Genomic DNA, 13,268 nt, shown 5'->3' with positions numbered 1-13,268 from the left:
GCGACGGTTCGGAAGGGCGGCGATCCCGGTCGCGACAGCCGCGCCAGGGGCCCCCTGTACGGGCTACGGGCTCGACGCGTGAGACGATTGAAGGTCCTGACGATGGCATGGGCCTGTCAAGCTCCCGTCAGTCCGGCGCGCCGCAGGCGAGCCCGGACCCGGACAGGCACGCCGGAGGCGGGCAACCCAGAGCCGCTGTCAGCGCAAGGCCTTGCCGCGCCGGCGTGTCTGGATCCCTGGCTCCGCTGCGCGGCCCCGGGATGACGCGGAGACGCAGAAACCAAGATGGAGACATTGTCCCGAACGGGAGATGAAAATCACCCGCTTTGCCATCCTTGGCCCCGATGGGAGAGGGGACCTGCGCTTCGTGCGGCACGGGCTCGGCTATCGTACCCGTCCCAACCCGATCGCGAACGGCTCTAAGGGCTGCCTGCCGTCGGCGTGCCCCTCGTGGTCCAGGCTCATCTGCGGCCCCCCGGCATGACCGCCTGTCGCGAGTCGCGTTTGAACTTGGGCAGGCCGCTCCGGTACGAGCGGGTTCGTTCTGGCGATCGCCTCGGAAGGCGATCTCGTGGCAGGCGCAATCGATGCGTCGTCTGCCGCGGGGCCGGATACTGTTTCGGGCCGCCGCACTCCTTCCGATCACTCACCGTTTCTGAAAGCCCGGCACCGACTGGCCTTCCGTTGTCTATGCCGGCCCGCCCCGAGACATGGCAATCCGGGAGGAATCGGCAATCTCGCACTTGCAGCAAAGCCGGTTGCCAGCTAGGACGCTCGAGCAGACAAATTCGGGAGCATCTGGCAATGACCCTTCGGCTTATCAGTGGTTTCGCGGCGGTGACCCTCGCGCTGTCCGGCCTTTCGATCCCGGCCGCGATGGCCAAGCCGGCGACGGGTGCGAGCGCGGTCAAGATGATCGACACCGACAACGACGGCACCGTCGACCTGAAGGAAGTGGAGGCGGTTGCCTCGGCGACCTTCGACCGCCTGGAGAAGGACGCCGACGGAACCCTCGATGCCCGTGAGCTGAAGGGCCGCCTGAGCAAGGCCGGCGTGAAGCAGGCCGATCCGGACAACGACGGCACCCTCGACAAGAAGGAATACCTCGCTGCGGTCGGCGAGCGCTTCAAGCAGGCCGATCCGGACGGCGACGGCACCCTCGACGCCAAGGAGCTGAACTCCAAGGCCGGCAAGGCGCTGCTCGCCCTGATCAAGTAAGGCTGTCTTCGCGCTTCACGTCGCGTGCTGAGATGTCGAGGCTCCCGCGGATTCGTCCGCGGGAGCCTCGTCGTTTGGTGGATACGCGCGATTCGACGCGCCGCGCCTCAAACCCGGCAGCTCTCGAACCCGGCGCGGATCGCCGCCTCGTCGAGGTTGCGCCCGATGAACACCACGCGGGAGACTCGCGGCTCATTCGGCCCCCAATCGCCCTGGACGTCCCCGTCGAGGATCATGTGGACGCCCTGGAAGACGAAGCGCTTCGGCTCGTTCGGGAAGGCCACGATCCCCTTGCAGCGCAGGATGTCGGGTCCCTGGACCTGGGTGAGGTTCGAGATCCAGGGCATGAACTTCTCCGGATCCACCTCGCCCTCGATCTTCGCCGAGAGCGACCGGATATCGGAATCGTGGTGGTGGTGGTGCCCCTCCTCGAGGAAGTCGGGCTCCACGTCGAGGATCCGGTCGAGGTCGAAGGCATTGCGCTCCAGCACGGCGTCGAGCGGCACGGCGCAGTTCTGCGTGCGGTGGAGCTTCGCCAGCGGGTTGATGGTGCGGATCTCGGCCTCGACCCGGTCGAGGTCGGCGGGCGACACGAGATCGCTCTTGTTGAGCAGGATCACGTCCGCGAAGGCGATCTGGTTCTTCGCCTCCGGGGCGTCCTTCAGGCGGTCTGAGAGCCACTTGGCGTCGGCCACCGTCACCACGGCGTCGAGCCGGGCGGCGTCGCCCACATCCTGGTCGACGAAGAAGGTCTGCGCCACGGGCGCCGGGTCGGCGAGGCCGGTGGTCTCGACGATGATCGCGTCGAACTTGCCCCGGCGCTTCACCAAGCCATCCATGATCCGGATCAGGTCGCCGCGCACCGTGCAGCAGACGCAGCCGTTGTTCATCTCGAACACTTCCTCGTCAGCGCCGACGACGAGGTCGTTGTCGATGCCGATCTCGCCGAACTCGTTGACGATCACGGCGTAGCGCTTACCGTGGTTCTCGGTGAGGATCCGGTTGAGGAGCGTGGTCTTGCCCGCGCCGAGATAGCCGGTGAGCACGGTCACCGGGATCTTACCGGCGGCGGATCCGGCAGCAGATCCAGCTTGGGCGGAAACGGGGCTCGTGTCGGTCATGGCGGGTTCTTCGATGGGGTCAGCGGACGGGCGCGGAGCGCCCATGAGCGTTGTCATATTGTAACAAATCCCGTCAAAGGAAGACGGAGCCACACGGTTTCGCGACCACGGCTCCCGATCGATTGCGCGTCAGACAAGCTTTGCTCTAGGCATTTGAAGCCGCACGGACTCTTCCGCGCGGTCCGCCACAGAAAAGCACCGCCGATCGCATTGATGTGGGCTTCGTCCGGGCGCGAATCGTACACTTGTCAGTCAACCCGGTCTCTTCGCCCGGACCCGGAAGATCATTCGCATGGACGCCCGAAATCCGCTGGACCAGGATGAGGCGATCGCCGCACCCCGCCGCAAGCGCCGGGGGCCGGGGCTCCTCCTCATCCTCCTGCTGCTCGCGGCCGCGGCAGGGGCGGCGTTCGCCTTCTCCGACCGGGTTCGCGAAGGCACGTCGGGCCTTGTCGCCGCGCTGACCGGCCTGCTCGCACCGAGCAATCCGGATCCCGGGATCGATGCGGAGAAGGCCGGGGTCGTGGAGCGGATCTTCCGGCCCACCAAGGAGCAGCGGGCCGCCTTCGAGATCCTGCCGGTCGCCACACAGGTCTTCCGTCCGGAGGGCACCGCGGAGGGGCGCATCGCCCTCAACGAGGACGACAACGTCCCGGTCGTGTCGCCCTATGCGGGCCGGGTGACGAAGGTGCTGGCCCGCGCGGGCGACGACGTGAAGGCCGGCGACGTGCTGCTGACGCTCGAGGCCACCGACATGGTCCAGGCGCAGAACGATTATCAGGCGGCCCTGAACAATCTTCAGAAACAGCAGGCGCTTCTGAAGCTCGACCAGACCATCGCGCAGCGCCAGCAGGAACTGTTCCAGGCGCACGCGACGGCGCTGAAGGATTACCAATCCGCCCAGAACGACGTGATCGCCGCCCAGAGCGACCTGAAGACCGCGGAAGCCGCCCTCGACGCCGTCAAGAATCGCCTGCGGCTGCTGGGCAAGACCGATGCCGAGATCGTGGCCTTCGAGAAGAAGGGCTCAATGAGCCCCGAGACCCAGATCCGGGCACCGATCGCCGGCACGATCGTCCAGCGCAAGGTCGGCACCGGGCAGTATCTGTCGGCTTCCAGCGACCCGGTCTTCGTGATCGGCGACCTGTCGACCGTCTGGCTCATCGCCAATGTCCGCGAGAGCGAGATCCCGAAGATCCGCATCGGCCAGGAGGTCGAGGCGAAGGTGGCGGGCTTCGGCGCCCGGGTGTTCAAGGCCCGGGTCAACTACATGGCCTCCAGCCTCGACCCGGCGACGCGGCGGCTCGCGGTGCGCAGCGAGGTCGACAATCCCGACCGGGTGCTGCGCCCGGAGATGTTCGCCACCTACACGATCGTCACCGGCAAGGGCGAGCCGAGCCCGAGCGTGCCGGTGGGCGCCGTCGTGTACGAAGGCGACCGCACCCACGTCTGGGTGGCGCGGCCGGACGGAGCCGTGGAGGCACGGGACGTCAAGCTCGGACTGATCAACGGCGACAGTGCCCAGGTCATCGAGGGCCTGCACCCGGGCGAGCAGGTGGTGACCCGCGGCGCCCTGTTCATCGACCGCGCGGCGAGCGGCGAAAAGGCGTCCTGAGCGAGGATTCGGTCCGATGAACAGCCTGATCGTCTTCTCGCTCCGCCAGCGCGTGCTGGTGGTGCTGATGTTCGTGGTGATGCTGGGCATCGGCTACGGGGCCTATACGCAGCTCAACATCGAGGCCTACCCCGACCCGGTCCCGCCACTCGTCGACGTCATCACCCAGAATCCGGGCCAGTCGGCGGACGAGATCGAGCGCTACATCACGATCCCCCTCGAGGTGGCGCTGGCCGGCATTCCCAACGCCCAGGTGGTGCGCACGATCTCGCTGTTCGGCCTGTCCGACGTGAAGGTCCAGTTCAACTACGAGTACACGTACGAGCAGGCCCTGCAGCGGGTGCTCAACCGCCTGTCGCAGGCCCCGACGCTGCCCAACGGCGCCACGCCGCAGATCTCGCCGACGAGCCCGGTGGGCGAGATCATGCGCTACAAGCTGGTCGGCCCGGCCGGCTACTCGCCCATGGACATGAAGACCCTGCAGGACTGGGTGCTGCAGCGCCGGTTCAAGGCGATCCCCGGCGTGGTCGACGTGACGGCCTTCGGCGGCAAGGCCAAGGAATACGAGGTCGCGGTCGACCTCAACCGGCTCCAGGCCCAGGGCCTGACGCTGGTGCAGCTGACCAACGCGCTGAACAACGCCTCGATCAACGTCGGCGGCCAGACGCTGAATGTCGGCCAGCAATCGGCGGTGGTGCGCGGCATCGGGCTGATCCGCGACATGGACGACATCCGGGACACGATGATCAGCCTCGTCAACGGCACCCCGGTGCTGGTGCGGGACGTGGCGGAGGTGCGGGTGTCGAACGCGCCGCGCCTCGGCATCGTCGGCCACGACGACCAGCGCGACATCGTTGAGGGCATCGTGCTCATGACCCGCGGCGGCAAGAGCCTGCCGACGCTGGAGCGGGTCGAGGCCGAGATCGACAAGATCAACGGCTCCACGATCCTGCCGCCCGACGTGAAGATCGAGCGGATCTACGACCGCTCGGGCCTGATCCACACCACCACCCACACGGTGATGCACAACCTGGTCTTCGGCGTGGTGCTGGTCTTCGTGGTGCAGTGGCTGTTCCTCGGCTCGCTCACCAGCGCGATCATCGTGGCGGCGACGATCCCGTTCGCCCTCGGCTTCGCGATCCTGATCCTGGTGATCCGCGGCGACTCGGCCAACCTGCTGTCGCTCGGCGCCATCGATTTCGGCCTGATCGTCGACGCCACCGTGATCATGGTCGAGAACGTGTTCCGCCACATCGCCGAGCCCGACCACGTGAAGGGCGAGGTCCCGCCCGGCGGCCTGACCGGACGGCTCGGCACGATCGCGGTCGCGGGCCGCGAGGTGAACCGGGCGATCTTCTTCTCGGCGACGATCATCATCGTCGGCTTCCTGCCGCTGTTCACGATGACCGGCGTCGAGGGCCACATCTTCGGGCCGATGGCCAAGACCTACGCGTACGCGCTGCTCGGTGGCCTGCTCGCGACCTTCACGGTCTCGCCCGCGCTCTCCGCGCTGATGCTGCCCAAGAACCTGGAAGAGCGCGACACGCTGATCGTGCGGGTGCTGCGCGTCGGCCACGAGCGTGTGCTGGCCTTCGGCCTGCGCAACCGGGTCCTGGCGCTCGCCGTGATGCTGGCGGTGCTGCTGGTCTCGGGACTGACGGCCCGCAATCTCGGCCTGGAATTCCTGCCGCGGCTCGAGGAAGGCAACCTCTACGTGCGCGGGACGATGCCGTCCTCGATCTCGCTGGAGGCCGGCAATTCCTACGTCCAGCGCATGCGCAAGATCTTCCAGGAGGTTCCGGAGGTCACCACCGTCCTGTCGCACCAGGGCCGCCCGAACGACGGCACCGACGCCACCGGCTTCTTCAACGTCGAGTTCCTGGCGCCGCTCAAGCCCATCGACCAGTGGCGGAAGGGTCTCGACAAGGAGACGCTGATCCAGGACCTGAGCAAGAAGCTGGAATCCGAATTTCCCGGGATCGAGTTCAATTTCTCCCAGTATATCGAGGACAACGTCCAGGAGGCCGCCTCGGGCGTGAAGGGCGAGAACTCGGTCAAGATCTACGGTAACGACCTCGCGCAGCTCACCAAGACCGCCAATGCGGTGAAGGCGGCGCTGGCTACCGTTCAGGGCGTCACCGACCTGTCGGTGTTCGAATCCCTCGGCCAGCCGACGGTCCGGATCGACGTCGATCGCCACAAGGCCGCCCGCTACGGCCTGTCCATCGGCGACGTGAACACCACGATCCAGGCGGCGATCGGCGGCCAGACCGCGGGCGATCTCTACGAATACGGCTCGGACCGCCACTTCCCCATGCGGGTGCGGCTCGCCAAGGAGTACCGCTCGTCGCTGGCCGGCATCCGCAACATCGCCGTGGGGGCGCAGAACCCCAATGGCGGCGTGATCCAGGTGCCGCTCTCCGAGATCGCCGACGTCGACCTCGTCTCGGGCGCCTCGTTCATCTACCGCGAGGACCAGGAGCGCTACATCCCGGTGAAGTTCTCGGTGCGCGGCCGCGACCTCGGCAGCGCGGTCCTCGAAGCTCAGCGGAAGGTCGCCGATGCCGTGGACCTGCCGCCGGGCTACCGCCTGGAATGGGTCGGGCAGTTCACCAACCTGAAGGAGGCGGCGGCCCGGCTCAGCCTCGTGGTGCCGCTCACGCTGCTGCTGATCGCGCTGCTCCTGTACATCAACTTCTCGTCGGTGGCCGACATGCTGCTGACCCTGTCGGTGATCCCGATGGCGATGATCGGCGGCATCTTCGCCCTGTTCCTGACCGGCACGCCGTTCTCGATCTCGGCGGCGATCGGGTTCATCGCGCTGTTCGGCATCTCGACCATGGAGGGCGTGATCCTGCTCGCCTATTACAACCAGCTCCTCGACGAGGGCTGGAAGAAGCAGGAGGCCGTCTGGAACGCCGCCGTGGTGCGCATGCGCCCGGTGATGATGACCTGCGTGGCGGCCTGCGTCGGCCTGCTGCCGGCGGCGGTCTCCACCGGCATCGGCTCGCAGGTGCAGAAGCCGCTCGCGCTCGTGGTGGTCGGCGGCATCATCCTGGCGCCGAACCTGATCCTCGTGGTCGTGCCGGTGCTGATCTCGCTGTTCTCGCAGCGCCGCCCGAACCCGGACGCGCGGACGCGGACCGCGCATCAGGTCGCCGCGTGAACCGGCCCAGGACGGCCGCGCGGCGCGTTGCAGGGGCGCCACAACGCCCGCGCCGCGCGCGCGACCTGGGGACAGTTGCATTGACTTGGCTGCGCGCCGCGCCGCTCTACCAGGGTGAGGCTTTCGGGGGCGGAATGGTGAGCGTTGGGCCGAACAGGTGCGGACGGGCGGCCGCATGGCTGGCGGCCACGCTGGCCCTGTCGGCCTGCGCGGTCGGCCCGAACTTCGTTCCGCCGGAGGATCCGCCGGTCAGCCGCTATACCAAGGAGCCGCTGAAGAACCCGTCGGCCGCCGACAGAATCCGCACCCGGCAGGGCGGCTCGGCCGACCAGAGCTTCGTCTCGGGCGCCGACATCCCGGGCCAATGGTGGACCCTGTTCCACTCGAAGGCGCTGAACCGGGTCGTCGAGCAGGCGCTGGCCAACAACCCGACCCTGGAGGCGGCCCAGGCCTCCCTGCGGGTGGCGCAGCAGAACGTGCTCGCCCAGAAGGGCACCCTCTACCCGAGCCTGACCGCGACCCCGCAGATCCAGGGCGCGCTGGCACCCGGCCTCGACCTGCAATCGCCGCTCAACAACCAGACCAACTATCTCTACAGCCTCGCCACGCCGCAGGCAGTGGTCTCGTACAATCCGGACGTGTTCGGCGGGAACCGGCGCCAGATCGAGTCCCTGGAGGCCACCACCGAGAACCAGCGCTTCCAGCTGGAGGCGGCCTATCTGAGCCTGACCGCCAACGTCGTTGCCGCCGCCATCCAGGAGGCGGCCCTGCGGGCGCAGATCGACGCCACCCGCAAGGTGATCCAGGCCCAGACCGAGGTTCTGCAGCTCTACAACAAGCAGCTTTCCCTGGGGCAGATCGCCGGCGCCGACGTCATCCAGCAACAGGCCGCGCTGGCGCTGTCGCAGCAGCTGCTGCCGCCGCTGGAGAAGGCCCTCGCCCAGCAGCGCAACCTGCTCACCGCCCTGGCCGGACGGCTGCCCTCCGACGAGGTCAGCGAGACCTTCGACCTCGCCGCCCTGCGCCTGCCGACGAAGCTGCCGGTAAGCCTGCCCTCGCGGCTGGTGCAGCAGCGGCCCGACGTGAAGGCGGCCGAGGCGCTGGTGCAGGAGGCGAGCGCCAATGTCGGCGTCGCGGTGGCCAACCGCCTGCCGCAGTTCAGCCTCACGGCCACGGGCGGCTCCAGCGCGACGCGGATCGCGCAGGTGACCAATCCGGGCGCGGCGTTCTTCACGATCATCGGGCAGGCGACGGCCCCGATCTTCGATGCCGGCACCCTGTTCCGGCGCCAGCGGGCGTCGGAGGAGTCCCTGACGCAGGCCCAGGCGCAGTACAAGGCGACGGTGATCACCGCCTTCCAGAACGTCGCCGACGCCCTGCGGGCGCTCCAGGCCGATGCCAGGGCGGTGGCCGCGGCCGATGCCGCGGTGAGCGCCACCAACCAGAGCCTGGGGCTGATCCGCAAGCAGTACACCGCGGGCGCGATCACCTCCTCGCAGGTTCTGATCGCTCAGCAGGGCTACCTCTCGGCCCTGGTCACCTCGGCGGGCGCGCGCGCCACCCAGTACGCCGACACCGCGGCCCTGTTCGTGGCGTTGGGCGGCGGCTGGTGGAACCGCGCCGACGTGGCGCCGCCGCCGCCCGAGAAGGACCCGCTGAAGGTGCTGTGACGCGCGGCCGCGTCAGGCGTACATCGCGATGGCGTCCTGGAGCATCTGGTCGGCGGCGCTCATGACCTTGGTGTTGGCCGTGTAGGCCTGCTGTGTCTCGATCATCTTCGAGAACTGGTCGGTGATGCTGGCGGTCGACTGCTCCACGGCGCTGGCGGTCACGGTCGCGCCGTTGAGGCCGTAACTCGGCGTCCCGGACCGGCCGTTCGCCACGTAGGTCCCGCCGTCGAGCCCGGTCAAATTGTCCTGCGGGCCGAATTGCGCGAGCGTCAGGGCGCCCAGCGGCACGGCGCTGCCATCGGCGGCGGTGCCGGTCAGGGTGCCGGCGGGCGAGACGGCGAGGCTGGCCAGCGTGTTCGCGCCGGTGGGAACCGTGACGGGCGCCGTCGCGGATGGCCCGGCGAACAGGTAATAGCCCGCGCCGTTGACGAGGAAGCCGTTGGCATCCGGGGCGAAGTCGCCGCGCCGCGTATAGCCGGTCTCGCCGGTGAAGGTCGGGCTCTGATCCGTCCCGGTATTGTCGCGGACGATGAAGTAGCCGTTGCCCGAGATGGCGAGGTTGGTCGACACGCCGGTCGACTGCACCGTGCCCTGGATGGTGAGGCTGTTGCGCGTGCTCGCCGCCACGCCCCCGGCCTGTTGCGGCGCTTTCGCCGACTGCGCCAGCATGTCGGCGAAGCTGGTCTCCGTGGTCTTGAACCCCGCCGTCTGGGTGTTGGCGATGTTGCCGGAGATGTTGTTGAGCGCCAGCGACTGCGCCGAGGCGCCGGAAATCGAATTCGAGAGCGCGTCGTAGAGGCTCATCGGGGTCTCCGTCCGTGGGACCGGCAAGAACCGATCCGACGGAGAAGCATAAGCGCCCGCTATGGTTAACCGGCCGTGTGTGACGGAGTGTTGCGGGCTCGAGACCGTGTTCGAGCTCCGGCGCCGTCCCTGCAAGTGGAGCCAAGCAATCCAGCTGCGCCGCGCCTGCGGCGGGCGGGCCGACCTGGGTCGCTTCGCTGCGCGCGGCGACGGGACCGACCGGTCAGGCGCCGACAGCACTCAGCACGATCTCCCGCCGGTGCGGCCGGTCGCGGTGCTCGATCAGGTAGATTCCCTGCCACGTGCCCAGCGCGAGCCGTCCGTCGATCAGCGGGACGCTGAGGGCCGAATCCGTGACCATCGTGCGGATATGGGCGGGCATGTCGTCGGGCCCCTCGGCCCCGTGGACGTAGCCGGCGTTCCGCGGCGCAAACCCGTCCAGCGCGGTCATCAGGTCGGTCTGCACGTCCGGATCGGCGTTTTCCTGGATGGTGAGCGAGGCCGAGGTGTGCCGGCAGAACACCGTGACCAGGCCGTCGCGGATGCCGCTCCCGCGCACGAACTCCGCCACCGCGCCGGTAAAATCCGTGAACCCCTCCCCGGTGGTCGCGATGGTCAGGCGCCCGCTGGCGTGACGCTCCACCCGGCCGGAGGCCAGGAGCTCCACCGGACCGATCTTGCCCTGCCTCATGCGCTCTTCTCCAGCAGCGTCGCGCCCGGCGCGACCTCGCGCTCGCCGCGGGCCAGGATCCGTTCCAGCACGTCGATCCGGTCGGCCTCCGCGGGCGGCTTGTCCCAGCGGATGCGGCTGACCCGGGGGAAGCGCATCGCCACGCCCGACTTGTGCCGGGTCGAGCGCTGCACACCTTCGAACGCGATCTCCAGGACGAGCCCCGCCTCCCGCCCGTGGGCAACCTCGCGCACCGGGCCGAAGCGCTTGGTGGTGTTGTTGCGGACGTAGCGGTCCAGCTTGGCGAGCTCGGCGTCGGTGAAGCCGTGATAGGCCTTGCCCACCGGCACCAGCTCGTCGCCTCCCTCGGGCGCCTCGCGCCAGACGCCGAACGTGTAGTCCGAGTAGAAGGACGAGCGCTTCCCGTGCCCGCGCTGGGCGTACATCATCACCGCGTCGACGATGTGCGGCTCGCGCTTCCATTTCCACCACGGTCCCTTCGGCCGGCCCGGCAGGTAGGGGCTGTTGAGGCGCTTGAGCATCACGCCCTCGATGGCGTCGGCATCCTCGCCCGCGCCGACGGAACCCGGATCGGCCCGGGCGGCGGCCAGCGCTTCCCAATCGGCGAAGGGCACCAGCGGCGAGATGTCGATCCGCGCGTGATCGAGGCGGGTGACGAGGGCTTCCAGCTTCTCCCGGCGGGTTGCGAAGGGCTCGGCCCGCAGGTCGTCGCCGTCGAGGGTCAGGAGATCGTAGGCCCGCACATGGGCGGGAAACTCCTCCAGGAGCTTGGCCGTGACCGCCTTCCGGTTGAGGCGCTGCTGGAGCACGTTGAAGCTCTGCACCCGGCGCTCCCGCAGGATCAGGAGCTCGCCGTCGAGGGCGCCCGTGAAGGTGATCGCCTCGGCGAGATCCGGGAATGCCCCGGTGATGTCCTCGCCGGTGCGGGAATAGACCTTTCCGACCTGCTCGCCGGCCCGGTCGCGACCGCCCACGAGCTGGACGCGGATGCCGTCCCATTTCCACTCGGCCGAGAACGCCGCCGGCTCCAGCTTCGCGAGGTCGGCCTCCTCCTCGATCGGGTGCGACAGCATCGGCGGCCGGAACGGGGCCGGGTTGCGGGTCTCGGGCCGCTCGGCCCGGCCCTCGACCCAGGCGAACAGGGTCTCGAACGGCGGGGTCAGCCCGTGCCAGACCTCCTCCACCGCATCGGCGTCGTGGCCGCCCAGCGCGCCCACCGCGGTCTTGGCGAGACGCGCCGAGACGCCGACCCGCAGGTTGCCGGTGACGAGCTTCAGGAGCGCCCAGCGCCCGGTCTCGTCGAGGGCGTCGAGCCAGTCGGCGAGATGGCCGGGCAGGTCGCGCTTCGGAATGGTCGCCAGCGTCTCCACGACCTCGGCGAGGGTGGGGACGTGTGGTGGGGGATTGTTGTGGCCAATCCCTGCGCGCGCATCCCCTCCCCCCTCTGCGGGGGAGGGTGGCCCCCGCGTCAGCGGGGGTCGGGAGAGGGGAGCGACGCCTTCGGAGGAGGCACCGCCTTCATGAAGGCCAAGGCCGGCTTCTGCGCCGTCGCTCCCATCGACCCCCCTGCTGCGCAGGGTCCCCTCCCCCGCGGAGGGGGGAGGGAGAGGGGTGGCGGGCCAGATCAGCGCCGTGGTCTCGGCGAGATCGCCGACGTAATTGTGCGAGAGCCGGAACAGCACCGGGTCGATCCGCTCCTCCACCAGCCCGCGGATCAGCGCCGGCTTGGCTTCGCGAAAGCTCAGCGTGCCGGTCATGGCGCCGAGCGCGTAGCCGCGCTCCGGATCGGGCGTCCGGGCGAAGTAATCCTGGAGCATGCGCAGCTTCGCGTTGCGGCGCGGCTCGTAGGCGAGGCGGTCGAGGAGATGGGCGAAGTCGTTCACGCGGCCGCCTCCGCCTCGACCGCGGGCTCGGCCTCGCCGTCGTCGCCGTAGCCCAGCAGGTGCAGCGGCTTCGCCCGGATACCCTGCGTCCCGCACCAGTGGACCAGCGCGTCCTCCTGGCCGTGCGTGACCCAGACCTCCTCGGCGCCGGTGTCGCGGATGGTGCGGCACAGGTCCGGCCAGTCCGAATGGTCGGAGATGACCATCGGCAGCTCGACGCCCTTCTGGCGGGCGCGGGCGCGCACCCGCATCCAGCCCGAGGCGAAGCAGGTCACCGGGTCGGGGAACTTGCGCGACCACAGGTCCTGGATCGACGAGGGCGGGCAGATCACGATCGCGCCGTGCATGTCCTTGCGCTCGGCGGCCACCACCTTCGGCGTGTCGCCCAGCGGCACCCCCTCCTCCTTGTAGAGGGCGGTCAGTTTCTCCATGGCGCCGTGCAGGTGGATCGGCCGGTCCCAGCCCTCCTCGCGCAGGAGCGCCATCACCCGCTGCGCCTTGCCCAGCGCGTAGGCGCCGACGATGTGGGCGCGTTCCGGGAACAGCGCCACGGAGTCGAGGAGCTTGCGGACCTCGCCGCGCGTGTCGGGATGGGTGAAGACCGGCAGACCGAAGGTCGCCTCGGTGATGAACACGTCGCAGGGCACCACCTCGAAGGGCAGGCAGGTCGGGTCCGGCGCCCGCTTGTAGTCGCCCGAGACCACGACCCGAACCCCGTCCCGCTCGATGGCGATCTGCGCGGAGCCGAGCACATGTCCGGCCGGCGCGAAGCGCACGGTGACATCACCGATGCGGATCGGCTCGCCGAGCCTCGCCTCCTGCCGCTGGCGGCAGAAATCCGCGCCGTAGCGCACCGCCATGATCCGCAGGGTCTCGGGGGTCGCCAGGACGTGGCCGTGGCCCGACCGGGCGTGGTCGGCATGGCCGTGCGTGATCAGCGCGCGCTCCACCGGCCAGGTCGGATCGACGTGGAAACGCCCGAGCGGGCAATAGAGACCCTCGCGGGTCAGGGTGAGGAGATCGCTGGCGCGTATCGGCATCGGGCCCGTGCTACCGGTGGAGTCCGCCGGAAGCCCCGATATATAGGCGCCCCGGATCCG

Annotated in this window: 9 protein-coding genes; 4 read left to right on the top strand and 5 right to left on the bottom strand. The window is 69.1% G+C overall.

Annotation, left to right across the window (positions count from 1 at the left end):
• Positions 1-804 precede the first annotated feature (804 nt).
• Positions 805-1,218, top strand: a complete 414-nt coding sequence (locus JOE48_RS19305; RefSeq protein ID WP_210032200.1) for an EF-hand domain-containing protein — start codon at positions 805-807, stop codon at positions 1,216-1,218.
• A 107-nt stretch (positions 1,219-1,325) separates the two neighbouring features.
• Here the strand turns inward: JOE48_RS19305 and JOE48_RS19300 are convergent, their stop codons facing one another.
• Complete coding sequence (locus JOE48_RS19300) at positions 1,326-2,339, bottom strand: CobW family GTP-binding protein (protein WP_210032198.1); 1,014 nt, start codon at positions 2,337-2,339, stop codon at positions 1,326-1,328.
• A gap of 292 nt (positions 2,340-2,631) precedes the next feature.
• On the opposite strand from JOE48_RS19300, the gene JOE48_RS19295 reads away from it, so the two are divergent.
• From JOE48_RS19295 to JOE48_RS19285, 3 genes are all read left to right on the top strand, one after another.
• Positions 2,632-3,954, top strand: coding sequence for an efflux RND transporter periplasmic adaptor subunit (locus JOE48_RS19295; protein WP_210032196.1), 1,323 nt, complete (start codon positions 2,632-2,634; stop codon positions 3,952-3,954).
• Between the two features lie 16 nt (positions 3,955-3,970).
• Positions 3,971-7,120, top strand: a complete 3,150-nt coding sequence (locus tag JOE48_RS19290) for an efflux RND transporter permease subunit (protein WP_210032194.1) — start codon at positions 3,971-3,973, stop codon at positions 7,118-7,120.
• A gap of 134 nt (positions 7,121-7,254) precedes the next feature.
• Complete coding sequence (locus tag JOE48_RS19285) at positions 7,255-8,790, top strand: efflux transporter outer membrane subunit (protein WP_210035899.1); 1,536 nt, start codon at positions 7,255-7,257, stop codon at positions 8,788-8,790.
• 12 nt (positions 8,791-8,802) lie between these two features.
• Here the strand turns inward: JOE48_RS19285 and JOE48_RS19280 are convergent, their stop codons facing one another.
• The 4 genes from JOE48_RS19280 to JOE48_RS19265 form a co-directional block, all read right to left on the bottom strand.
• Positions 8,803-9,594 carry a flagellar hook basal-body protein gene (locus JOE48_RS19280; protein WP_210032192.1) on the bottom strand — a complete coding sequence of 264 codons (792 nt, stop codon included), beginning with the start codon at positions 9,592-9,594 and terminating at the stop codon, positions 8,803-8,805.
• A 223-nt stretch (positions 9,595-9,817) separates the two neighbouring features.
• The gene (locus JOE48_RS19275) at positions 9,818-10,285 is read right to left on the bottom strand and encodes a secondary thiamine-phosphate synthase enzyme YjbQ (RefSeq protein WP_210032190.1); all 468 of its coding nucleotides are present in this window, start codon (positions 10,283-10,285) and stop codon (positions 9,818-9,820) included.
• The gene (locus tag JOE48_RS19270) at positions 10,282-12,168 is read right to left on the bottom strand and encodes a cisplatin damage response ATP-dependent DNA ligase (protein WP_210032188.1); all 1,887 of its coding nucleotides are present in this window, start codon (positions 12,166-12,168) and stop codon (positions 10,282-10,284) included. Before JOE48_RS19270 ends, JOE48_RS19275 begins: the two co-directional genes overlap by 4 nt.
• Positions 12,165-13,208, bottom strand: coding sequence for a ligase-associated DNA damage response exonuclease (locus JOE48_RS19265; RefSeq protein ID WP_210032186.1), 1,044 nt, complete (start codon positions 13,206-13,208; stop codon positions 12,165-12,167). The genes JOE48_RS19270 and JOE48_RS19265 overlap by 4 nt, the downstream gene beginning before the upstream one ends.
• Between the last annotated feature and the right edge of the window lie 60 nt (positions 13,209-13,268).

The organism is Methylobacterium sp. PvR107, from assembly GCF_017833295.1.
Classification (GTDB): Bacteria; Pseudomonadota; Alphaproteobacteria; order Rhizobiales; family Beijerinckiaceae; genus Methylobacterium.
The sequence above is the reverse complement of the archived record's forward strand: the minus strand, read 5'-3'. Positions and strand labels throughout refer to the sequence as shown.

Coding starts and splice junctions, on each gene's coding strand:
- JOE48_RS19275 (WP_210032190.1), bottom strand. CDS start 10,285: ATGAGGCAGGGCAAGATCGGTCCGGTGGAGCTCCTGGCCTCCGGCCGG.
- JOE48_RS19280 (WP_210032192.1), bottom strand. CDS start 9,594: ATGAGCCTCTACGACGCGCTCTCGAATTCGATTTCCGGCGCCTCGGCG.
- JOE48_RS19295 (WP_210032196.1), top strand. CDS start 2,632: ATGGACGCCCGAAATCCGCTGGACCAGGATGAGGCGATCGCCGCACCC.
- JOE48_RS19290 (WP_210032194.1), top strand. CDS start 3,971: ATGAACAGCCTGATCGTCTTCTCGCTCCGCCAGCGCGTGCTGGTGGTG.
- JOE48_RS19300 (WP_210032198.1), bottom strand. CDS start 2,339: ATGACCGACACGAGCCCCGTTTCCGCCCAAGCTGGATCTGCTGCCGGA.
- JOE48_RS19305 (WP_210032200.1), top strand. CDS start 805: ATGACCCTTCGGCTTATCAGTGGTTTCGCGGCGGTGACCCTCGCGCTG.
- JOE48_RS19285 (WP_210035899.1), top strand. CDS start 7,255: ATGGTGAGCGTTGGGCCGAACAGGTGCGGACGGGCGGCCGCATGGCTG.
- JOE48_RS19265 (WP_210032186.1), bottom strand. CDS start 13,208: ATGCCGATACGCGCCAGCGATCTCCTCACCCTGACCCGCGAGGGTCTC.